The organism is Peptoniphilus harei (genome assembly GCF_016726485.1).
Taxonomy (GTDB): Bacteria; Bacillota; Clostridia; order Tissierellales; family Peptoniphilaceae; genus Peptoniphilus_A; species Peptoniphilus_A harei.
In genome coordinates, this window is record NZ_CP068103.1 from 55,649 (window position 1) to 78,277 (window position 22,629).

Sequence of the window (22,629 nt, forward strand, 5' to 3'; positions counted from 1 at the left end):
AAGAATAAAAAATTTATAAGTATATTTTATAATAAGTAAGGCACCTACATGATGTAAGTGCCTTTAAACTTTATGAAAATCATTAATAATTCTCTTTTATATTCTTAGTAGAAGAGCCACGGATTCTGAATGGCTTAAGTTGTCAGTATAGCTAAAATTTCATATTTATATTCAAGTATTTGTCTGTAATTTATTCAAGTATTGATCTGATTCTAATTCAAACAATTATCTATAATCCATTCAAGCATTTGTCCTTTTTTGGTCCAACTATTTGGTCGCAATTCTATATTCAGATTTTTATGGTGTAATTCCTAATGAACAAGAGCTGAGCATACGTAGTAGGGCAATTTTTGCAATTAAAAGACCCGATCTATACCGCTTTAAAAGGCATGTCGGGTTCTGTTAGTTTGATTGGATATTTAGTTTTTATTCTTATCAATTTTCTATTTCAACTTAAACTGAAGATTTAAATATTACTTTAAGATTTTCATCATAAACTATAATCTTTTATATTCGTTAATTTGTAATTTAAGCCACCGCTTACCTTCGCTATTACATTAGCATTAATGATTGTATTTACATTTGTATTCATACAACATTTGCATTAGCAGCTAAAATTATAAGAATTAATACTACACCCCTAGACTCAATCTCGTCACCCTGTATTACCGGTTTATTTTTTTCATTTTCAATATACACAACTTTATCTTTTTTTAATTCTTAATAGATTCTAACTATTTTCTTTTTTCACCAAAGCATTATTAACTTTATATCCAATGATGAAGTAGAATAGCATTTGCAATACAACTATGATTGTCATAGTTGTATTAGTTAGACTATTACTAAATATTATTATAATATTTAGTAATATAAAAAATATAGTATATATGCGCAAAAGTTTAGCAGCATATTTATGGGCATAATTCCAGTTTTCTTTTGATTTCATACTTAATGCTGTTCTAAATCCACTATACTTACTGATATTTCCATTTGCTTTATACTTATAAAAGAAAGATAAAAACAACCCTACTATAGGTAATAAACTAATTACAATTTTTTCAAAATTCATACAAAACCCTCTAAAAATCCTAAAAGCTACTATTTTCAACACTATTATAACCTATAATCTTATTTTCTTGACAATAAACAAATTGCTTCACAATGGCTTGAGTGATCAGTATGAATAAAATTGTAATTTTTTCAAAAGCCTTGTATGTGGGAATATGTCAATAAATAAACATCTTATAATTATTATATCATTTTAGAACTAAGAAAAAACAGCCCTCAAAAGAGCTGTTTAGATTATTATTTTCTTGTTTAAGTCGCATTACTTATATTAGATGACCTACAAACATTGCTATAGGCAGTAATAAGATTAACATAATATTCAATACTATAAATAATCTGTCCTTTTCCTTTAGCCCAAATATTAAACCTATTAGTCCAATAATTGGGCAGACAAACATTGATGTGAGTCCATTTGGTCTTAAACTTGTATAGCTTTCAAAAATGTCTATTGGCAGTAGGTAGGAAATCACAAATATTACGAGTCCAAGTAGAAATATCTTCTTGCTTAAATTTTCTTTCATAAAACCTCCTCTATTATTCTAAACTTCTTATTCTATCTACAAGACTATTTTGGCTATGCTTTTCATAGAATCTACCTGTAAATAATATCCCAATAATTATATTTACAAAGTTTACAAGCATAAGTGGCATGATTACAAATTTATAGGAAGTCCACTTAGTTGCTGCCATAAAATCCATCAATATAAATTTATCTACAAGAAGCATAATGATGAAAGAAAATACTAAGCCACATAAAGAATAGATCAAATTCTTTTTCACCAAATATTTTTTAATCTTTTTCTTTGTCATTCCAATTGCTTCAAGAATTGATAAGTTAACCATGTTTCTCAAAATTTCAGTAGCAATAACATTTATAAAATTCAGTACAGATATTAAGAATAATACTATAGATAGACTGTAACCAGCAAATTCTATTAGGTTTTTGAATTCCATTGTAGATTTGATCTGAAGATCCCTTGAATCGTAGGAAAATCCTGGTTCATTTTCAAAAGATTTTAATAACTTATCAAAATTTTCCTTTTCGCTATCTTCTACATCAAATCCATAGGACATTATACTATTATCGCCTGTGAGCTCTTTATACTCATTCGGATTCATATAAATATAATCCAAACTTAAAGTAGGACTAGATTCGTCATTTATATCTTCCTTAATTACAGGAAAATATCTAAGACCATTTGAAAAATTATATTCAACTTTCCCCATCACTTGGACTTCTTTGACTTTATTTTTGACATTAATCTTTATTTTATCGCCAGCCTTAAATGGAGATTTTTTATCTCCATATTCTCCTATAATAATATAATTTCCTGTTTGCCATTTTTCTTTATCCAAGTCTCCGTCTATAAATTTTTGTTTGTTTATTAAGTAGTCATCCATACCAAATAGAAGTGGTGCAACTTTGTTATCTTCTATTTTAATTTTTGGATAAGTGTACTCATAACCAGAGGAGTATAAAGCTCCCCCACTTTTATAACCCTTATGTTTTTCTATTTCATCAATATACTTTTTGTCAATTCCATACTCACTATCTAAGTACATATATCTAAAATATTTTGGGCTTGCTATATTATAGTCAGTTACGATTACATCTGAAATGCCCTTTTCTAAATCAATATTACCGGTATAAGTTAAAACGCTGTTTAAAATAACTGCAGAAAGGCTAATAGAAAGAACTATGGATATAAATCTAAATTTATTGGAAAATACTTGTCTTCTAGCAAGCTTTCCTAGAGAAATATTCTCGCTTTTATATTTCTTTTTTATCGTGGTTTCATTGTATCTGCTGGCATCTATTGGAGAAACTTTTGCTGCATACCTTGCAGGTCTCATCACCGATAGAAATACTGTAAGCAAAGTAAAGGCTGTCGAAAATAAGATAATTAAGATTATTACCATGAGTGATAATTTTACATCCGTTAACATCTCATTATTTGCAAATATTTTATTTAAAATAACTTTTCCAATAGAAATCCCTACTATATCTCCAACTATTATTGAAGGAAGTGCGACTGCTAAAGACTCTAGATGAATAAGTTTTTTGATTTGTGGCTTTGTCATTCCAATTGTTTTTAAAAGTCCCAGAAGCTTAATATCCTCATTTACGGATATCTTAAAAATATTGTTTATTATTAAGTATCCTGCGACTATTACCAAAATCAAAAAAGCTAAGAAGGGTAGAAATGTTTTAAAATCAAAACTAGAATCACCAGAAAAAATATAAGCAAAGTTAACACCAATTCTTATTTCTTTGTCGGATAGATTTCCAGGGTCATCTACCACTTTATAACCATTTCTCTCTGCAATTTTTAAAAGTTTATCCCTTATCATAAAGGAATTCTTTAGCATTACTTCCAAATCTTTATTATTTTCTGGAAGGGATGATTTATCTACATAAGCTTTTGATAAATAGATTTGTCCTACACCAACATTGGAATCAATAGGATTTTGAAAGGTTCCAGAAATAATAAATTTATCACTTTTCTTTTCGATAATCTCTCCTGTGTTAGCTTTTTCTATTTTAAAAGGAACTTCTATTTCTTCTCCTATTTCACCTTTATAACCTAACTTTTTTGCAGTTACTAAATCTATAAATGCGTCGTTTTCTTTTTCTGGAAATTTCCCTTTAACTTTTTCTATTAGCGACCATTCATATCCATTTTTGTCCATATAAGATAGTTCTGCACTTATTTTCTCATCATCAAGAATACCAACTTTCTCTCTTATTGAAAATTCCTTTATGTCTTTATCCTTGGATAAAATATTTATGTCTTTGTCAGAAAGTTCTTTAAAAGAGCCATGGCTGATTGTACCAATAGTTTTCATCGTTTGGATTTCCATGCTCTTTCCTAAACCTAAGGCTACGGAAAATAGGCTTGTAAATAATATAGAAGTCAAAGCAATAGCCAATAAGAGAATATTTCTCCTACTTTTATTAGCATTTAAAATATTTTTTGCAAGCCTCCTTATATAAGCTTTATTTTTGACTTTCATTATTTTCCACCAGCCTTCCATCTTCTATCCTTAAAGTTCTTTCTGCAGCTTGAGCGACGGCATCATCGTGAGTAATCATAAGAATAGTATTTCCAAGCTCTTTATTAATCTTTTTTAGTAGGTAAACAACTTGGGAAGAAGATTTTGAATCCAGATTACCAGTAGGCTCATCAGCTAGTATTAAAGATGGTTTGGTAACCAAGGCTCTTGCTATGGCAACTCTTTGTTGCTGTCCACCAGATAATTCATTAGGCATTTTATATTTTTGATCACTTATCTCTAGAATGTCTATTACGGAATCAACATATTTCTTATCTACTTTGTCCCCATCAAGACCAAAGGGAATAATTATATTCTCATATACATTTAGCATGGGCAAAAGATTATATGATTGAAAGACAAAACCAATATTTCTTCTTCTAAAAATAGTTCTCTCATCATCTTTTAATCCATAAATGTCAGTACCATCAATTAAAACTTTCCCGCTTGTAGGATAATCAAGTCCTCCTAGTAAATGTAATAGGGTTGATTTACCAGATCCAGATGCTCCTATTATAGAAATAAATTCTCCTTTTTCCACATCGAAAGATACTCCATCAAGAGCTCTTACTTCCACGTCATTTGATTTATAATATCTTTTTAATTTTTCTACTTTTAACATATCTATCACCTCTTTACATTTAATATAACATTCATATCTTACAAAGTACTTACAAGACTTCTTACAGTTTTGTAAGAAAAAAGACTTCTCACAAGGGGAAGTCTACTGAAAATTTTATTCTATTTTCGTCCAAAGACGCTCTTATATTTCCACCATGTTTTTCTATAATTTCTCTGGCTATATATAGACCTAAACCCAAACCGTCCTTGGAAACTGAATTTTTTCCTCTATAAAATCTTTCAAATATTTTTGGCAAAGTTTCTTCTGATAGGTCTTTGCACTCATTTTCTATGTCTAGATTATAGTTTAGGTAAGATTTATAAACTGAAATATTAATAGTAGAACCATTTGGCGAGTATTTTATAGCATTATCTACAAGATTGTGGATAGCTTCTTTAAGCCATCTTTCGTCCAAATTGAAAATTAAGTCTTCGTCTTTTAAATTTATGCTTATACATTTTTCATCTAATATTACTTTAAATTCTCTCAAAACATCTTCTACTATGTCTTTTAAGTTTGCTTGATGTCTTTGTAAGGAAATAATATCGGATTCGAGCCTAGAAGATTTCACTAGGTTTTGAATTAAAAATTCTAGTTTATTAAGTTCATACTTTATAATTTCAAGATACTCATCTTTCGGATCATCTTCTAAGAGACTAATGTATAAAGAAAGGTTTGTAATGGGTGTCTTGGTTTGGTGTGATATATCTGCTATTAAATCTTTTGTTTTACTTTTTTCTGTATTTATTTTCGCTTCTTTTACTTGGCTGGCATACAAAAACTTAATGAGCTTTGATTTTATTTTAGATAATTCCTTTTCATCAAATTCTGTAATTTCTAAATTTCCATCCAAAGCCTTATCAATATAGTCTGAGAGTTCACGCATTTCACCTCTCAAGACAATATATTTATATAAAAGAATTCCGATTACAATTACTAGAATGCCTACTAAAAATTCCATTTATATCCAACTCCAAAGACTGTTTCTATTGGGTCATAGGGCTTTAATTTATTTCTTATTCTAGAAATGTTGACGCTCAATGTATTTTGATCAATAAATTCATCATCTATTCCCCAAACAAAATCAAATAGTAATTCCTTAGTAATGACTTGAGACTTGTTTTTTATCAGGTAGTATAAAATTTTTGTCTCTGTCCTTGTGAGATCTATGTTTTTATTATCTACATAGAAAGTATTTTCATTGAAATTAAAGTCTAGACCATCTTTCTTATAAAGATTTAAATCACTAGACACTATTTTTTCAAAAGCTCTTTTTATCTTTGCCTCTAATATTCCCAAAGAAAAAGGTTTTGTTATATAGTCGTCTGCACCTAAATTTATGGCTGAAATGATATATGCTTCTAGATCTATGGCTGATAAAACTATTATAGGAATTGATGAAGTTTCTCTGGTATATTTTATTATTTCAATCCCATCTCCATCTGGTAAGTTCATATCAAGTAAAATCAAATCCGCATCATCAATAAAATTTTTAGCTTCACTAATTGTGTTTACAGAAAAAACCTCATATTCTTTATCTAGAGCTATAGAAAGTCCTTTATTTAAATTTTTATCATCTTCAATTATTAAAATTTTTTTCAATGAAATGCTCTCCCTCAATTACAACCCTAATTATAGCAGAATAAAATCATTTTTATTAAAATAACCATTCAATTAACTAAATACATAGATATGAAATTGGTCAATAACTTAACAACTGCCATAAATTTATTTTTTAAAATGCCAATATTTATTGGCATTTTAGATATACTATCTATTCAATTACTTTACTAAATTTAAAACTTTTTATACCGTATAACATTATGAAAAATGTATAATGCGTCCCTATCTAATTATGACTTAACGGTAAGTGTTTATATTACGATATTTAGTCAGCGAACTTTTACATGAAGAATTTAGTATTGTCTCTAAGTAATAATATTACGTATTTATTATAAATTTTCTAATGATATCAATTACAATCAAATAAAGTCATATATAAAATCATAATTATCCATAAACCATTCATACCAAGATATAGGTTTTTTTAATACTATTCTATTTGAATATTCATATTCTATGAATTTAATTAAAATGAGACGAACATTATATATAATATCTCCATAATTATTCATATGAATCTCATTAAAATCCCACTATAAACTCTTAGCAGGGTGAGCACCAAAATCGCATCTTAAATCATATATATAATCTAAGTATTTAATATTTAAATCGTTAATATATAAAACTTCCTTAAGAAATCTATGCATATCTTTTCTTTTTTTTTTGTAGGTAACTTCTCTTTTATTTTTATAAACTGAATTATTATATCAATACAATTATCTAGGCAAATAATTGACTCTTCTTCAAATAAATTAGTAATTAATCCTAAAGATTTAGAATAGTAAAAAATAGCTCTATTTACGTAAGGGTCAAGTGCATTAATTTTGCTCATTATATAAACAAACATTCTATAATTCGTATTAAGATTATTATATTTTCTATTGATAGTATCTGTAAATTTCTTATAATCTTTATCTATATTATAATGACTGTATCTAAATATTGATTGTCCAAAAAATGAGCTTGATTTACCATATGCTAAAGCTAATGCTCCAATAATATTAATAAAATAACTTCTATACACGTATTGATTTAAAAAATACATATAATCAGATATAATTTCAGAAATATATTTATTTGATGAAATGTTCCTCCATCCTTTAGACCAGTCAGGTGATATTATTCCTACTATGAGCTCATTTCTAAAAAAATCATATTTGCAAGATATATCTTCTGATACATAATTGAAACCTATTGTTTCATCACAGATTAAATCCCTAATCATTATGAGTCTATTCCCTTCCATATTTTTTAATATCAAATGTATTTTATTTAAAGAATTTTTAAGATTCTGCATATTTATATTACTATTTTAATTTATCACGTTATTTATAAATTTATTTTTAAATTCTTAAAAGCTCATTATTATCCTTTAATTAATATATAATTTACCAGTTATTTAGTTTTGTAAAATTTAAACTAAATCTCATTTTGACATCAATACCACACTCTCAACGTGACACGAGCTGATACCATAGCTTACTATTTCATATTTTTCTCTTTTCATAGTTCATGAAAACATGTCAATTCTCTTTTATGTTGTTTGTTAGTTCGTGGAAACATATCAATCTTTATAAATTAATCCAATTATTCAGTTATTCCCATTCCAACCTCATATGCACTGATAAATTTATTCATGGTTTTCATAGCAATTTTCATAGCATGCACTGATTCTTCGACGCTCTTAATTTTAGTTTTCAGTTCTTTTTTTTCTTTACTGTCCGCAACATTAGCCTTCAATCTTAGTTCAATTAAACCTTTTTCGATTTCAGTTATATTCTGCACATACTTTTCATAAACAGACCTAGAGTATTCAAGATCTTTTTCATCATTCATGAATACTTCTCTAACTGATACCATTAACTTAGCAGACTGTAGAATAGTATTCTTCTTTCCCATCAAGCTAATAGCACCAGTTGCACCACCTATACCAGCACCTACGCCTATTCCAAGAATTGCTCCACCGCCAACGATAGCAATCGTACCGCCTGCCATGCCAAGTCCACCAACAGCAATTGCACCGCCACCTAAATATGCTAGGCAAACACTTGTCAAGGCCGCTCCACTTAATCCAGCAAAATTCGACCCAACTAAGGCTACTGCAATAGTTGGTGCTAATGCACCTGCTGTTGCTATAGTGACTATTGTGACTCCTGCTGTTATCGTGATTGATGTAATGGCAGTCTTAAGTACTTCATTCATTTCACGACAAACCTTGTCATAACACTTTCTAAGACGTTTAACATACCCAGGAAACTTATGCCTTCCAGAAAACTCACTATCAAGATACCTATCCCCTTCGGACTTCTTATATCCCGTAATCGGAGCATTTATATAAGAATACTTCTTGCTTGGTACTTCTTTACCCTTCTTATCTGTTTCAGTTTTAAGCGGAAAATATGGCTCAAATAGCATTGCTTCAAGTAAAACAAGTCTAAACCAAGGTTTCTCTGAACTATTTAATCTTATTTTCTCATGAAGTTCTTCAAGAGAATACCAATCAAGTTCAGCATTCATATTATTCATAAATCCTTTGAAGCCTTTGGTCATGTATCCTTTCCACTCATTAAGCCATTCAAGTTTCATTTGACGAATCTTTTCTCCACCAATAAGCAGTTTAGATCTATAAGCATCATGAAGGGTCTTGTAATATTCAATATTATAAAGAATCGCTGTTTGTTCTTCATTTAATCCAATCTTATCATAATCCATTCCATCACCCATCCTTTGATATATCCTTTGATCTGTGTCCGTATATGTATTCCTATAAATAGTTTCATACATATCCTTTAGTAGGCGTATATCTCTGCGCTTTAAAGCCCAAACCATTTCGTCACCTAACGCTAAGGTAAATCTTCCTACTCCCACATAATTAATTGATACCCAGTATTTTTTAGTAACCACCGCTTCGGACACATCAAGTGCCGTGAAAACACCAGTTGATATGGTAAGCATCCTTGTAAGTGTCGGAGAATTAAACGGAAGTATTTCTTTTATATTTATCTTTTTAAAGTCTTCAATTCTTGTTATTTGAATTTCTTTAATCTGCCTTGCAAGTTGCCTAATCATATAAAAAGTTCTAACTATACATTCATTTGCAACAACCGGGATGGCTTGTTTTTCAATCTCCACAGAAAAGCCAATTTCACCCCTAAAATCTAATTTTACAATACTATCTCTAATAATCTGTCCGTTTTCATCGTGTTTAGCAAAAAGAGTTCCGTTAAACATTTTTGATAGAAGCACAAACAAAGACGTGTCATTTTTATGAATACTTTTAAATATAGGGAGACAAGACATCTCTTTGGCGATTGACAAAATCGGTCCTGGAATTCCAGTACCACCACTTAGACATGCAGTGCTACTCGAACCAGCCATATCACTAATTAAATGAAAAAACCAAACAATAGTGCCATTTATTATTTTTGAACTTGTATCTTCTCCTATATAAATTCTGCTTTTCTCTGGAACATCGACCATCATAAAATTTCCAGCAACATCTGTTCCATAAGACTTATATGTAAATTGAGTCAATAAAGAAAAAATTAAACCAATAATAGTGGGATGATGTGCAAAATCCCTAAGATGATGTTGCAATCCTCCACCAAAATCTGGTGTATTTCCATCCGAAGGAATAGGAAACTTATCTTCTAAAAACTTTACACATTTTTTCAGGTCATCAGAGTCACAGCCCATCAATTGAGCTGTTTTCCTTACCAAATCTTCAACCTTATCATTAGCCAAATCTCTACCTTCAATAAGGGAAAACTCTTTAGTCCAAAGAATATCCATCATTGCACAAGCAACACCTGATCCAAGTGCAACTAGACAGTCCCATTTATCTGCTTTGTTAGAGAGGATATTGATTTGAGAATCAAGGTCAAAGATAATACTTTCAAATTCATTACCCTCTGTAGGAGGTACTTCTTGATTAGATAATAATTTAACCTCTATATTATTAATTTCATTCACTTTATTCACCTTGTTTTTTTATCTTTACATATGTAATTTCTATATCGTAGCCCAGGGCTTCAATCATCTGAACAAAGGTTTTATTAACAACCCCATCTTTTTTCTTAATAATCCGGTTAACATACTAGCTAGAAATACCAATCTCTTCTGCAAGTTGCACCTGAGTCTTTCCAGCTTCAATACACTTTACTTTTACGTCCACTTCAATATTATTCGTTATAATAGAATTCACCTTTCAAAAGATGTACAAAATTATCATTATTAATTATATTATAACACCTAAGTCAATGTCTCTACAACAATCAAAACTACCATCTTAGCTGATTGTTTGCACAGCGCCTATAAGGCGCAAATACCGGCACGCTCCTATTGGGGCTGTCGAGTATTCCATCACATGCACCACTTTCCCAACTACTGCTTAAGCAGTTTTTTATTTGTTTTTATTTGACTTTCTCTCCCGTAAACGGGTCATAGTATTCTTTTATACTTATTTGATCAGTGTAATAATCTTCTTTTAATTGATTTTGTATATATTCTTTTATTTTCTTTTCGTTTCTTCCTACTGTATCTACATAATATCCTCTACACCAAAAGTGTCTGTTTCCATATTTATATTTTAGGTTTGCGTGTCTATCGAATATTATCAGTGAACTTTTTCCTTTTAAATATCCCATTATTTGTGATATTGAGTACTTTGGTGGTATTTCTACCAGCATATGGATATGATCTGAACATAACTCTGCTTCTATTATGTTTATCCCTTTTCTTGAGCATAATTCTCGAAGTATGCTGCCTATGTCTTTTCTTAATCGTCTATATATTTCTTGTCTTCTGTATTTTGGTGCAAATACTATATGGTATTTGCATCTCCAACTTGTATGTGATAAAGTATTTTTATCCATGATTATCTCCTTGTTTAATTGTGCATGTGACTATCACAATTATACATTAAGGAGGTTTTCTTGGTGCTTAAAGCTAAAGCTTAATACCTCCACCTGCATAGCAGGTGGTTTTTTGTTTCGCTCTCTTTCGTTCGCTCAACTCATTCAAGTGGACAATAAAAAAATAAAGGCAGTCCGAAAACTGCCATTATTTATCTCTATTTACTTTTTCTATGCCCATTCTGGTTTTAATGATATTTATCATATGTCTTTAAGCTTTCTCTTTACCCTAGTATAGATTTTTCATTCTTATCTCTAGTCAATATCTTTCCCTACAGCTTATCTATATTTTTATCTTAAATGAAAAACTTGTTATTTAAAAACATTAGCCCTCTTTCTTATTCTTGATGTGGCACAGCAATCCCTTGGTCTGGTGCTTTTTCTAAGTGTATTGGAGTGATTTGAAAGAATAGTCTTTTTGATGTGTTGTTTGACACATTAAAGATTTCGTCAATGTAATAGGTGGTATCTCCAATGATGACATAATTCCATCTGTGTTTTAAAATTTTGCTATCTATACAACCAACTTTTAATCCTATAGCTTCTCCTAAGATTAGAAATAGTTGGGCAAAGGCGGTGCAGGTTCCTTTATGAGTAATGGCAGCAGCTAATGCTGATCTTGACCTATGCTCCTTGTCATAATTTATATTGTCAGTAATGAAATTATGCAGATATTCTAACTCTTCTAATTCGATTAAGCCTTTTGTTTGTTCTTTTATATTATTTTCCAGTTCCATTAATTCTTTAAAAAGGAACTTCTCTGCAAAGAGTTGAATTAAAAGCTCACATTCATAGTAATCTCCCTTATGTTTTATATCTTCAACCCTCACAACTAAAAGATTGTTTAAGGTTGAACTGTCTGGGATTATAAATTGTTTGTCAATCCCATCCCTCATTTCGATTTCTTCTAAGAAGTCCTTTAATCCTTCATCTACCTTAACAACCACAGACTTGTAGCATTCTTCATCTTTAACTTCATAAAAAACCTCTTTGACAATAGTGCCCAATTCTTCTTTAGTTGTTAAAGTTTTACATTTTACCATCATACTTCCCTTGATTTTATAATTATCAATCTTAGATATTATTTAAATCATTCCAAAATACTCTAAAGCATCTTCTATTGCTTTTTCTTTTTCTTCTGGGCAATTTGGTACTCTTTGATTTTCTTTCTTGCTAATATTGTAGTTTTCTCTTTCTATTAGACCATGTTTTCTTTTTACTTGTGCAATATATAGACTTGAAACCTTTAGTCAATATTTATCCAAAACATACTTTTTAATTTCTCTATAAGTTGCATCTTTTGAAAAGTCAATTTCAGACAATTCATCTTCGCCTATTTCTAGATCTAAATGATGTTCTGTATTTAGTTTGGACAATAAAGCTACCGTCTCCACATGGCCTGAGTGGTCAGTATGGATAAAACTAACAAATTTTCAAAAGCTTCGTATGTGGGAATATGTTAATAACTATATAATAAAAATGTAGCCTATTAAAACAGACTACATGACTAATAATTTATTTAGTTAATCCACAACTAATAGGGCAATAATCAAAATTATTTGTATCACGCTGATTATATTTTTGACTATCATAGCCTAAGTGATGGTGATCTATCAATAATGGATAAAGTGTATTACCTACTTTCCCACATATAACTCTTACTGAACCATTTAATCCTAATTGATATAACTCTAAATCTTCAAGTTGTCCAGTTCCATATTCTATTCTATCTATATTATTTTTAGACTTATCTGCTTCAGACTTAATTTCTGATAAATTTAACAGCTCAGGATGAATATTTTTGATAACTTCAATATATTTACCCTGAGCTTCTTTACCATTTTCTTCATTTATAGAATGACAATGCGGCATTCTCTGACCCCAGTTTTTATAAACATAAGGTATTAACGTATATATTATATACATTAAATTATTTACAAATTCCTCTTCTGTTTCTGTATAAGTTGTTATATCTTTTCCTCTATAGCCTCTTATCCAATTTTTATAAGACATAGAAATAACTAATTCTTCTTTCTTCAAAGGCGTTTTTACCTTTTTAACGTTATTTTTAGGACTTGTATTATTTCTAATTCTTTTACTTTTCTTGCCCAATTTAGTCCTCTTCCATTTGGCCTAAATAGTACTCAAATATAATTCTATCATCAATAGAATCGTAACCATTTTCAAGTGGACTCAAATCCCCTCTTGCACTTATCCAAGGTTCTTCTTGATGGGTAATACTTTCAAGTTCGTTTGCATTATATTGACCATACACATCCCATACTTGATTGAGCACATCAAGAGTATCCTCATCAAACTCGTTTTCATCAATTTCTTGCTTTGGAACTTCATTAAATTTATAGTCTCTATATTCTTGATAAATTGAATTTACAACAGGACCATGTACCCAGGCTTTGATTTCTTCATCAAATAATCTATTATTTAAATATTCAACGCTATCGTTCATTAGAGTAAGATACCATGAATACGCATAATACACTAATTTTTGTATCTTCTTAGGAGACATTGATTCCTTACTTAAAAACCATTTTGCAATTTTCTTAGCATCCATTTTTAATACCTCCTCTTATCTAAACTATACCACATTTTGAAGAAAAAATATATTGCTTATAAAAAAATTTATGGTTTTGAATATAATTATTAGACGCATACTTTTTCTATATGTGTCATTATAAAATGACACGACTTGGTCCGCATTTTACTAAGAGGCGTGTCGGGTACTGTTATTTTTAATGTATATTTACTTTTTATCCTTGTCAATTTTCTATTTCAACTTCAAGTCCTGATTTAAATACTACTTTTAAATTTTCTTCATAAACCACTATCTTCTCTATAAGTTTTCTTCCCAAGTCTTCATCGTATCTTTCTATTTCTAATTCCTGATTTTCTAAAAACTCTTCTAATTCCATTAGTCTGCTTTGTTCATTCTTCTCTTCCGCCATATTTAGGAGTATCTTTTCTTTTTCATTCCTTAATTCTTCCACTCTGTCTGCAAGGTCTGTGTAGTTCTTCTTGGCATTAGCAACTTTTAAAAGTTCTTCTTGAACGGCCAGCATTTCTTTTTCTATTTCTTCTATTTCACTACTTCCATCATCTGTGATGGCTTTTTTTATATTCTCTTTTATTATTTCTTTTAATTCACTGCTTTCCGATATAAGCTGATTGATGACTTCTACGACCGCCTCTTGTAGGTCTTCTTCCTTAATAGTTCTAGCATGGCAGGCATCTGGTCCTTGGGTTACTCTTGTACAGCATCTCCAAACAGTATATTTCCTTCCTCTGTTGTTCCAAGCAATTCTCCTGTAAATATCTCCACATCTAGAGCAATAGACAATACTTGAAAGTGCGTATTTACTCGAATAAATTCTTCTTTTCCCTTTGCCACTCACCTTATTAGCTCGTCTATCCATTTCTTCCCCAACTCGCATGAAGATTTCTTTTGGTATGATGGCTTCATGGCTATTTTCTACATAATATTGAGGTGCTATTTCATCATCTTTTACTCTTTTCTTATTTAGAAAATCCACTGTGTAGGTCTTTTGTAAAAGGGCATCCCCCATATATTTATCATTGGTTAAAATTTGATTGAAGTTTGATACATGCCACTTCTTATTTCCTGCTCCATTTACTATCTTGTCTTTCTCTGGTCCTTCCTTAATATCTCGTAGGCTTGCTCGTTCTAAATATTCTCTGTAGATCCTTTTTATAATCTTTGCTTCTTCAGGAACTATGACAAGTTTTTCCTCTTCGTCTTTTGTGTAGCCTAAGAACCTATTATGATTTACTTGGACTTGCACTTGTTGAAATCTATATTGAATGCCTAATTTCACATTTTATAAAAAAGACTGACTTTCCTGTTGAGCAAGAGATGCCATAATGGTAAGGAGGACTCTCCCTTATGGTGTTATAAGTGCGCCCTTGTAAACAAGAGACTATTCCTCTATGTCCGTTTCTTCCTCTTGTGTTTCTGTATTTTCATTTTTCCTTTCTTTTTTATTCGCAATAATTTCTAAGATTTTTTGATTTATTACCTCTTTGATATTTGTGAATGAGATTAGTTGATAAAGTTCTTCTTTGGTTAATTCTTAGCTTTCGGTAAAAATACTTTCAAATACTCCTCCTTTTTCATAAAGCCGTCTATCTCTCTTTTTTCGTGCTTCCTCTTTCTGCTGACTGATGAGCTTCTTTCTTTTATTTTGTAACTGACTGATTTCTTCTTTTGCCATTAAAATTTTTCTTCTATGTCTTTAATTTTCTTTGTCCTTTCTTCTTGATTTTGAGCAATAAAAAAACAGTAAACCGATTTGATTTACTGCTTCGCGAATTGCTATCTTGTATCTTTTATTTGGTTATTTGAGTTTAATAAACTGGTATTCATAAATTACTATCTAACCATGTTTTTAGTTCATCAAAACTGTAATCTCCTTTTAACGCTATTCCATCTTTAATAATTGAATTCTTACATTCCTTTTTGTAATCTTCAATCATTCTCCCAAAACCACCTCCGTCATGCGTGCAAAACGGAACAATTGTCTTTCCACTTAAATCAACCGTTCTTAAAAACGATAGCACGGGTGGGGCAAAAGTTTTAAGCCAATTAGGAGAACCAATAAAAACCACCTCTGCATTTTCAATAGTTTCCGCCCCTTTAATAAGAGGTGGGCAATATTCTTTTTCAATTTCTTCTCTCACTTCTTTTACAGCTGTATTATATGAGAATGAATAGGGCTTTTGTGGCTTCAGCTCTCTCAAATCCCCGTCAGTAATCAACGCAATATCTTCTGCTAATCTTCTTGTTGTTCCTGAAAATGAATAATATACAACCAAAGGACTCATTATAATTATCTCCTTAATTCAATTTAATTACTATTATATCATTTTTATTATATGATGAGTATCCTAAAATTATCCATCTTGTTCACTCCCCTAAAATATATATAGTGTCTACACACCCTGTAATAATCTACACTTGAACCGTTCCCAAAAGGTGTTTTCCAAATAGAAAAATGGCTTTTAAGATTTATCCTAAAATCCTAAAAGCCATTGATTTCAAAAGTCTAATAACCTATAATCTTATTTTCTTGACAACAAACAAATTGATTCCACATGTGCCGTATTTGGAAATAAGTTTACTAAAGAAATTTTTTCTACTTTATAGACTTCTTTTAATGATTTTAAGTCTCGTGTTTGGGTTGCTGGGTTACAAGATATATAGACTAATCTTTCTACTGGATTTTCTTTCAAAAAGTTTACTAGTTTTTCATCTAGGCCTTTTCTTGGTGGGTCTACTATAATTTTATTTGGAGAAATTTTTTCTTCTTCCCAAAGTTTTTCTATGCTTTCTTCGGCTGGACCATACACGAATCTAGCCTTGATGTTATTTTTTTCTGCATTTTCTCTTGCATCATCAACAGCACTTTCAACTATTTCTATGCCTATAACTTCAGGACCTTCCTTAGCAACTGAAAGTGAGATGGATCCAACACCACAATATAGGTCAAATATTTTATCATCTTTGTTTGGATCAAGATAGTGTATTGCCTTCTTGTATAGTTTTTCTGTTGCTAATCTATTGATTTGGAAGAAAGATTCTGGAGAAATTTTATAATTTATCCCAAGGAGTTTTTCTTCTATTGTGTCATCGCCATAAATTTTTTCGAACTCTCTTGAGTAGTGCCTTCCATCTTCCTTATTGTAGTTCAGGTAGATTGATTTAACTCCTGCATCTATAAGATCAGGTAAGATATCTTTTATTTCTAATCTTCCCTTTTTACTAACAAGTATTAAAAGAAGATCTCCCTTATAATTTGTCCTAATTCCTATTCTCTTTAGGTCTTTGAGTTTTTTATAGCCCCACATTATTTTAAGAACTTCATTTGCAGAATCTTTTTGCATAATGCAGTTTTTAATAGGAACTATGTCCTTAGAATTTTTTGCAAAAATCCCGATTTTCTCATTCTTAACCTGGAACTGCATATTGTTTCTATAATGATGTTTGTCTGGAGAATCTATCACTTCTTCAACTTTTAAATCAAGCCCAGCAAGTCTACTTAAGTTTTTATTAACTTCTGCTTCCTTCCAAGCTAATTCTTTTTCATCAGAATAATTGAGAAAGTCACATCCACCACAATCTTTAAAATAAGGACAGGGGGATTCCACTCTGTCCTTAGATCTTTTTAATATTTTTAAAATTTCTCCCTTAAAGAAGTTTTTCTTTTTCTTGGTAATTATAAACTCTACTTCATCGCCAATTACTCCCCCATTTAAAAATACTGGGCTTCCATTGAGCTTGGTCATGCCAAGTCCCTTGAAGTCAAAGTCTATAATTTCTCCTGTAAATTTATTTTCTGCCATGTTTCAACTCTATTTTTGTATCGTAAATATTTATCTTCCTATTTTTGTAAAGATTTCCCACTGCTCTTTTGTAGGCTTTCTTGCTAAGTCCTGTTATATCTTTTATAAGTTCTGGGTCTGACTTATCTCCTATTTCTAAAACTCCATTGTTGTCTTCAAGAAGTTCCAAAATTAAGTCTGCATCAGCATCAATTTGCTTATAGGCCTTTTCTCTTAGGGTCAAAGTTATAAAACCTGTTTGAAGGATTCTTTGAACTCTTGCCTCTACTTCTTCTCCAACTTTATAAATTCCCTTTATTTCTTCAATTGGAATCATTCCATCGTACTTGTTATCTATAGCAACAAAAGCTCCTGGCCTTCCTATGCTATAGATTGTTCCCTTGACAATGTCGTTTACCTTAAAGTTTCCCTCTGTGCTTAGCTTATCCTTAATATTCATTGTAAGGGCTAGCCTGTCGCTCTTGTCGTGGTAAAGATAAAGAAGATATTCATCTCCAACTGTTAATCTTCCGAAGGATTCTTTAAAAGGCAAGAATATATCTTTGCCAATTCCATTGTCTACAAAGTAACCAACTTTTGCTTTATCAACAACCTTTAATTTTTTTAAATCACCAACTTGAGCATAGGGTCTTTTTAAAGTTGCCTCAAAGTCTTCGTGAATGTTATATACAAAGGCCTCAACTTCTTCTCCTAATTTTAAATTTTCTCCCTCGCCTCTAGCAAGAAAGATTCTCTCACCATCTTCATCTTTTAAACTTACTCTGCCGTCTTTTTTTGACGCAACTGTCAATTTTTGTATTTTTCCTAATTCCATGCCTTCTCCTCTATTATTTCTCTTCCAATCTCTGTCATGCCTTCATACAAATCGTCAATAATTCCATAATCTATATCTTTTAAAACATCTATACCATAATAAATAAAGGCTGGATGTTTTAATAAGTTTAAAAATATTTCATAGGCCCTTCTTACTTCCCTAAGATTGTAATACTTAGTCATGAGCATTCCAAATTTCACGCACTCTTCATTTCTGGAATCTCTCATTAGTAAAATTGAAAGACCAATTAACTTGCTTTCATCAAATTCTATTTTTTGAAGTAAAAAAGTCAAGAAATTTCTCTCAGCTTCTAAGGCTCTTTTATCCTTAAAAAAATTTTCGAATTCTTCTATTGCCTTAGCATCTCTAAGATAATAATCATCAAGAGCCTTGTTTAACTCTCTAGTCTTTATATGATTTATTTTTTCTTCTCCCTTTAAAATACTGAGTTCATAAGATCCATTAGATAATTTTAAATCTTTAATATTAGAAAGTTTTTCTAAATCAAAATTATTCTCTAAAAGTATTTTATATATCGACTTCTTTTTCTTAAATATATCAAATATTCCCATAGGCTTATTTTATCACAAATCCAAGTCTTATAATACGTAAAAGCTAATCTGCATTTTTAATATTTTGGCTTGTTGTTAATATAATTACTTATTTCTATAAACTGATCTAAGCTTCTAAAAACTTGAAATACAGCTGAACGAATTGCAAACTCTTCATGGTCTTTAGGAAGCTTCATCATGTGGAAGTGATCCTTTAAGTAATCTATTCTCTTCTTAACTTTTATCATGTCTCCATCTTCTGTTAGGTTCTCAGATGTTTTAATCAAGATATCTGAGATATATTTGCCATCAGAATATTCTGGTGGAATAGTTTTTAAATCATAATACATATCTTCCAAGAGGTTCATTTCCCTTTCTCTTAGATGAAGGTTGTAGAGCATTTCTCTACTATTTTCTATCATATTATCATTTTCAATTACTGCAAGATCTACTGCCTTCTTTATGTCCTTTTCCAACACTGAGATCTTGTCTTCATAAAGTTTTACATCTAAATTTTCCACTAGGGATTTACCGAACATATTTAAGATAGCTTTCATATCTTCATCAATACTTGCCACTAAAGAATTTAGCTGGTCTTGACTATTTGGTGCGTAAAAGTTAGTAAGCATTGCAAAGCCTGTTCCTATAAAAACAAGAGCCATCTCATTTAATATAATTGTAGAATTTATTTCTCCAAAGGCTAGCAAGTGTGTAACTATTACACTTGATGGTCCAAGACCTAATTCAATTTTTAAAAGAAAGGACACTGGTACAAATATTAATAAGTAAAGTCCAAAAACCCATGTTGCATAACCAAGTTTCTCAAATGCAAGTCCTCCTATGACAATGGCTATTACAGCTGATAAAGTTCTTTTAAGTCCTCCTTCAATAGTTGCCTTTCTAGTTTCAAATATATTTAATATTGCAATTATTCCTGCAGCAGATGCACATTCAAGAGAAAGTTCTTGAGCAACAATTATTGCTAAAAGAGATGCCAGAGCTGTTTTTATAGTTCTAATAAGTATTGTCTTATTCATACAGACCTCCTTTTGTATAAGTATACCATTAATGCTTGCAAAAAAATAAGAGCCTAGGCCCTTATTAATTCTTATTATCCCTTCTTTTTATCTTTAGATTTTTTTGAGTCCTTTGACTTCTTACTACTTTTGTCTTTATTGTTGTCTTTATCATTATCATCATCATTATTTTCAGAAGAAGTTCCTGTTCCAACTACTAAGACCTTGCTCTTTGGAACGTAGTAAGATTTTGAAATTTCTGATTTTTCTAAGACTTCACCATTTTTAATAATTTCTTTATAAGTCTTGTAGGAATAACCTCTTTTACCACTTTCCTTTACCACTGTTTCTCCTTCTGGTATAGAATCAGAATAAGTTGTCTTGACATCAGGACTTACTACCCCAAGCCTTTCAGGAATAATCTTTACTTCATAATCTCTGTCAGCAGAATTTCCCAAAACTTTAAAATCTAATTTTTCTCCATTTGCTTCTGATAATATTATAATGGGATTGTTTGTATTATTTTTAAATTTTAGATCTTTGTAGCCTCTTGCTACTGCAGCATCAGTCCCAAGATCAACATAGTTAATTGGTCTAGAGTGATTGTGTCTTTCTACAATTTCAAGGTCAGATAAAATAAGTGAATTATACAAGGTTGTTGAAACTTGGCATATACCTCCGCCAATTCCATCTTCATATTCTCCACCAACAATAACTGTGGCATTTTTAAAACCAGTTTCCTCACTTATTTCACCAACAGTATCATTGAAGGAAATTTCTTGGCCTGGCTTTAGTTTCATATTATTAAATTTTTCGGATGCAATTTTTATGTTTTCTTTCCTATTTTTTATTGAAGATGAGTAATCTGTATTAAAATCTCCTAAAATTTTGTCTATTCCCTCATAATAACTTGATGTGATTTTTGGATCTGTATCGTAAACTGGAAGTTCAATCTTTTCTTTATGAAGCATGTCTTGATTTAAGAGTTCTTTTGCTTCATTTAAGTCAAGATACCTACCAGTTTCAGATTTTGCTATACTCATTGTTCCATCTTCATTGAAAATTGGATGGGCATCACTAGGTTTTTTGTAGATTTCTCTTGCAAGATTTGTAAGGACTGCATCCTTTTTAAGATCGTCAAAGTTTGAATCAGCCATAATATTACTCTTAAAAATTAAACTAGATAAAATATCCAAATAATTATTAACAAGTCCCTTACTTCTTCCTAGGTCATAGGCCCTATTAACAGCCTCTTCTGTATTTAGACTATATCCAAAGTCTCTAAGCGGAATAGGAAGCTCTTTATCTCCATAATAAAAATCTATATTTTTATTTTTTATCTTTTCATCAGTGGCAATTTTTACTTTCTTAATAGCTTCTTCTTTAGATAGGTTAGATACATCAACATCTTCTACCCTTATTCCCCTGTATATGCCCTTATTTAAGGACTCACTAGTAAAATACATTATAGAAATAAAAAATAGCATTAAAAAGATAGCAAGCCCAATAAGAACTTTTTTATTTATATTAAAAAATTTATTCCTTAAAGTTTTCATTTAAGTTATTACCCCTCATAATACCTACATAAGTCTTTGATAGTGCACTCTTGGCACTTTGGACTTCTTGCAGTACAGCATCTTCTTCCGTGAAATATAAATAAGTGATGGGCCTTGGTCCACCTATCTTTATCAATTTTATTTTGCAGAGCCTTTTCTGTTTTCTCTACATTGTTTTCATTTACAAATCCTATTCTATTAGAGACCCTAAATACATGAGTGTCCACAGCTATAGCAGGCACTCCAAAGCAAGTTGAAGCAACGACATTGGCTGTCTTCTTTCCAACCCCTGGTAACTTCATTAGGTCCTTAATGGTTTCTGGAACTTCACCATTAAATTCTTCCAATATTACATTTGAAGATGCTTTAATATTCTTAGCCTTGTTCCTATAAAGGCCACATTCTTTGACAAGACCTTCTAAAGTTTTTATATCCATATTGGCAAAGTCTTCTGGCTTATTATATTTTTTAAACATTTCTCCAGTAACCTTGTTGACTCTCACATCAGTACATTGAGCTGATAGGATAGTTGCAACTAAAAGCTCAAAGGGACTAGTGTGTTCAAGTTCGCACTTGGCATCTGGATAAGTCTCTTCTAATATATCGAGACACTTATCTGCCTCTTCGTGACTTAAGATTCCTTTCATCTTTATTCCCCTTACTTTTATAATATCTCTCTATTAATATTTATTATTTCAATTTCACTATAGGAGTCAAAAAAGTTTATAACTTTTTCAATAGTTTCCTCAACAAGTCTTTGATCATTAGAAATAGTTGAGAAGGCAATGATAGATTTTTGCCACTTATCATGTTCTCCTACTTCTGCAATTGAAATGTTAAATCTGTTCTTTGACTTTTCAATAATACTTTTAACTACAGACCTCTTTGACTTTAAAGAGTTTGCATTAAAAATATAAATTTCGCAAGTGCATATTCCTATTATCATAATAGTTATTATAACATGAATAATATTTTCTTTTTATCCCCAAATTTTTTTATTATTGGTAGTTTCAAAATCTCTAAAAGATTTTACTTCT

At 30.5% G+C, this 22,629-nt stretch carries 23 protein-coding genes; all 23 read right to left on the reverse strand.

Features of this window, described 5'->3' with window-relative positions; all coding sequences use genetic code 11:
* Positions 1 to 730: 730 nt before the first annotated feature.
* Positions 731 to 1,069 carry an SdpI family protein gene (locus I6I93_RS00205; protein WP_112890274.1) on the reverse strand — a complete coding sequence of 113 codons (339 nt, stop codon included), beginning with the start codon at positions 1,067 to 1,069 and terminating at the stop codon, positions 731 to 733.
* 262 nt (positions 1,070 to 1,331) lie between these two features.
* The gene (locus tag I6I93_RS00210) at positions 1,332 to 1,589 is read right to left on the reverse strand and encodes a hypothetical protein (protein WP_112890275.1); all 258 of its coding nucleotides are present in this window, start codon (positions 1,587 to 1,589) and stop codon (positions 1,332 to 1,334) included.
* Positions 1,590 to 1,602: 13 nt separating this feature from the next.
* Positions 1,603 to 4,104, reverse strand: a complete 2,502-nt coding sequence (locus I6I93_RS00215; RefSeq protein WP_112890276.1) for an ABC transporter permease — start codon at positions 4,102 to 4,104, stop codon at positions 1,603 to 1,605.
* A complete protein-coding gene (locus I6I93_RS00220; protein ID WP_112890277.1) occupies positions 4,067 to 4,744 on the reverse strand; it encodes an ABC transporter ATP-binding protein in 678 nt (225 codons plus the stop codon). Before I6I93_RS00220 ends, I6I93_RS00215 begins: the two co-directional genes overlap by 38 nt.
* A gap of 88 nt (positions 4,745 to 4,832) precedes the next feature.
* Positions 4,833 to 5,705 (reverse strand): sensor histidine kinase, encoded by an 873-nt coding sequence (locus tag I6I93_RS00225; protein ID WP_112890278.1) that lies wholly within the window; start codon positions 5,703 to 5,705, stop codon positions 4,833 to 4,835.
* The gene (locus tag I6I93_RS00230; protein ID WP_112890279.1) at positions 5,693 to 6,346 is read right to left on the reverse strand and encodes a response regulator transcription factor; all 654 of its coding nucleotides are present in this window, start codon (positions 6,344 to 6,346) and stop codon (positions 5,693 to 5,695) included. Before I6I93_RS00230 ends, I6I93_RS00225 begins: the two co-directional genes overlap by 13 nt.
* A gap of 625 nt (positions 6,347 to 6,971) precedes the next feature.
* On the reverse strand, positions 6,972 to 7,592 hold the full coding sequence (locus I6I93_RS00235) for a hypothetical protein (RefSeq protein ID WP_236587185.1): 621 nt from the start codon (positions 7,590 to 7,592) through the stop codon (positions 6,972 to 6,974).
* Positions 7,593 to 7,954: 362 nt separating this feature from the next.
* Positions 7,955 to 10,339, reverse strand: coding sequence for a hypothetical protein (locus tag I6I93_RS00240; RefSeq protein ID WP_201621241.1), 2,385 nt, complete (start codon positions 10,337 to 10,339; stop codon positions 7,955 to 7,957).
* Positions 10,340 to 10,779: 440 nt separating this feature from the next.
* Positions 10,780 to 11,241 (reverse strand): IS200/IS605 family transposase, encoded by a 462-nt coding sequence (gene tnpA, locus I6I93_RS00245; protein WP_112890281.1) that lies wholly within the window; start codon positions 11,239 to 11,241, stop codon positions 10,780 to 10,782.
* Between the two features lie 377 nt (positions 11,242 to 11,618).
* A complete protein-coding gene (locus I6I93_RS00250; protein ID WP_172605475.1) occupies positions 11,619 to 12,323 on the reverse strand; it encodes a transglutaminase domain-containing protein in 705 nt (234 codons plus the stop codon).
* Between the two features lie 207 nt (positions 12,324 to 12,530).
* Complete coding sequence (locus I6I93_RS09310; RefSeq protein ID WP_256584829.1) at positions 12,531 to 12,656, reverse strand: hypothetical protein; 126 nt, start codon at positions 12,654 to 12,656, stop codon at positions 12,531 to 12,533.
* A gap of 139 nt (positions 12,657 to 12,795) precedes the next feature.
* A complete protein-coding gene (locus I6I93_RS00260) occupies positions 12,796 to 13,392 on the reverse strand; it encodes a hypothetical protein (RefSeq protein WP_112890283.1) in 597 nt (198 codons plus the stop codon).
* A gap of 1 nt (position 13,393) precedes the next feature.
* The gene (locus I6I93_RS00265; protein WP_112890284.1) at positions 13,394 to 13,852 is read right to left on the reverse strand and encodes a Panacea domain-containing protein; all 459 of its coding nucleotides are present in this window, start codon (positions 13,850 to 13,852) and stop codon (positions 13,394 to 13,396) included.
* A 205-nt stretch (positions 13,853 to 14,057) separates the two neighbouring features.
* On the reverse strand, positions 14,058 to 15,098 hold the full coding sequence (locus tag I6I93_RS00270; protein ID WP_236587186.1) for a recombinase family protein: 1,041 nt from the start codon (positions 15,096 to 15,098) through the stop codon (positions 14,058 to 14,060).
* 288 nt (positions 15,099 to 15,386) lie between these two features.
* On the reverse strand, positions 15,387 to 15,527 hold the full coding sequence (locus I6I93_RS09445) for a hypothetical protein (protein WP_456107186.1): 141 nt from the start codon (positions 15,525 to 15,527) through the stop codon (positions 15,387 to 15,389).
* Positions 15,528 to 15,675: 148 nt separating this feature from the next.
* On the reverse strand, positions 15,676 to 16,137 hold the full coding sequence (locus I6I93_RS00280; RefSeq protein ID WP_112890285.1) for a flavodoxin: 462 nt from the start codon (positions 16,135 to 16,137) through the stop codon (positions 15,676 to 15,678).
* Positions 16,138 to 16,374: 237 nt separating this feature from the next.
* Positions 16,375 to 17,655 (reverse strand): 23S rRNA (uracil(1939)-C(5))-methyltransferase RlmD, encoded by a 1,281-nt coding sequence (gene rlmD, locus I6I93_RS00285; RefSeq protein WP_112890286.1) that lies wholly within the window; start codon positions 17,653 to 17,655, stop codon positions 16,375 to 16,377.
* Positions 17,642 to 18,469, reverse strand: a complete 828-nt coding sequence (locus I6I93_RS00290; protein WP_112890287.1) for a CvfB family protein — start codon at positions 18,467 to 18,469, stop codon at positions 17,642 to 17,644. Before I6I93_RS00290 ends, rlmD begins: the two co-directional genes overlap by 14 nt.
* Complete coding sequence (locus I6I93_RS00295; RefSeq protein WP_112890288.1) at positions 18,460 to 19,041, reverse strand: hypothetical protein; 582 nt, start codon at positions 19,039 to 19,041, stop codon at positions 18,460 to 18,462. The genes I6I93_RS00290 and I6I93_RS00295 overlap by 10 nt, the downstream gene beginning before the upstream one ends.
* Before the next feature lie 56 nt (positions 19,042 to 19,097).
* On the reverse strand, positions 19,098 to 20,057 hold the full coding sequence (locus tag I6I93_RS00300; RefSeq protein WP_112890289.1) for an aromatic acid exporter family protein: 960 nt from the start codon (positions 20,055 to 20,057) through the stop codon (positions 19,098 to 19,100).
* 74 nt (positions 20,058 to 20,131) lie between these two features.
* Complete coding sequence (locus tag I6I93_RS00305) at positions 20,132 to 21,592, reverse strand: VanW family protein (protein WP_112890290.1); 1,461 nt, start codon at positions 21,590 to 21,592, stop codon at positions 20,132 to 20,134.
* A gap of 8 nt (positions 21,593 to 21,600) precedes the next feature.
* Positions 21,601 to 22,239 (reverse strand): endonuclease III, encoded by a 639-nt coding sequence (gene nth, locus I6I93_RS00310; RefSeq protein ID WP_112890291.1) that lies wholly within the window; start codon positions 22,237 to 22,239, stop codon positions 21,601 to 21,603.
* A gap of 17 nt (positions 22,240 to 22,256) precedes the next feature.
* On the reverse strand, positions 22,257 to 22,538 hold the full coding sequence (locus tag I6I93_RS00315) for a DUF503 domain-containing protein (RefSeq protein WP_112890292.1): 282 nt from the start codon (positions 22,536 to 22,538) through the stop codon (positions 22,257 to 22,259).
* Positions 22,539 to 22,629 lie beyond the last annotated feature (91 nt).

What these genes read in the sequence shown, in the direction of transcription:
- I6I93_RS00220 (WP_112890277.1), bottom strand. Translation starts at nt 4,744, where the DNA reads ATGTTAAAAGTAGAAAAATTAAAAAGATATTATAAATCAAATGACGTG.
- I6I93_RS00300 (WP_112890289.1), bottom strand. Translation starts at nt 20,057, where the DNA reads ATGAATAAGACAATACTTATTAGAACTATAAAAACAGCTCTGGCATCT.
- I6I93_RS00205 (WP_112890274.1), bottom strand. Translation starts at nt 1,069, where the DNA reads ATGAATTTTGAAAAAATTGTAATTAGTTTATTACCTATAGTAGGGTTG.
- I6I93_RS00265 (WP_112890284.1), bottom strand. Translation starts at nt 13,852, where the DNA reads ATGGATGCTAAGAAAATTGCAAAATGGTTTTTAAGTAAGGAATCAATG.
- I6I93_RS09445 (WP_456107186.1), bottom strand. Translation starts at nt 15,527, where the DNA reads ATGGCAAAAGAAGAAATCAGTCAGTTACAAAATAAAAGAAAGAAGCTC.
- I6I93_RS00235 (WP_236587185.1), bottom strand. Translation starts at nt 7,592, where the DNA reads ATGATTAGGGATTTAATCTGTGATGAAACAATAGGTTTCAATTATGTA.
- I6I93_RS00315 (WP_112890292.1), bottom strand. Translation starts at nt 22,538, where the DNA reads ATGATAATAGGAATATGCACTTGCGAAATTTATATTTTTAATGCAAAC.
- I6I93_RS00305 (WP_112890290.1), bottom strand. Translation starts at nt 21,592, where the DNA reads ATGAAAACTTTAAGGAATAAATTTTTTAATATAAATAAAAAAGTTCTT.
- nth (WP_112890291.1), bottom strand. Translation starts at nt 22,239, where the DNA reads ATGAAAGGAATCTTAAGTCACGAAGAGGCAGATAAGTGTCTCGATATA.
- rlmD (WP_112890286.1), bottom strand. Translation starts at nt 17,655, where the DNA reads ATGGCAGAAAATAAATTTACAGGAGAAATTATAGACTTTGACTTCAAG.
- I6I93_RS00295 (WP_112890288.1), bottom strand. Translation starts at nt 19,041, where the DNA reads ATGGGAATATTTGATATATTTAAGAAAAAGAAGTCGATATATAAAATA.
- I6I93_RS00210 (WP_112890275.1), bottom strand. Translation starts at nt 1,589, where the DNA reads ATGAAAGAAAATTTAAGCAAGAAGATATTTCTACTTGGACTCGTAATA.
- I6I93_RS00280 (WP_112890285.1), bottom strand. Translation starts at nt 16,137, where the DNA reads ATGAGTCCTTTGGTTGTATATTATTCATTTTCAGGAACAACAAGAAGA.
- I6I93_RS00215 (WP_112890276.1), bottom strand. Translation starts at nt 4,104, where the DNA reads ATGGAAGGCTGGTGGAAAATAATGAAAGTCAAAAATAAAGCTTATATA.
- I6I93_RS00290 (WP_112890287.1), bottom strand. Translation starts at nt 18,469, where the DNA reads ATGGAATTAGGAAAAATACAAAAATTGACAGTTGCGTCAAAAAAAGAC.
- I6I93_RS00250 (WP_172605475.1), bottom strand. Translation starts at nt 12,323, where the DNA reads ATGGTAAAATGTAAAACTTTAACAACTAAAGAAGAATTGGGCACTATT.
- tnpA (WP_112890281.1), bottom strand. Translation starts at nt 11,241, where the DNA reads ATGGATAAAAATACTTTATCACATACAAGTTGGAGATGCAAATACCAT.
- I6I93_RS00225 (WP_112890278.1), bottom strand. Translation starts at nt 5,705, where the DNA reads ATGGAATTTTTAGTAGGCATTCTAGTAATTGTAATCGGAATTCTTTTA.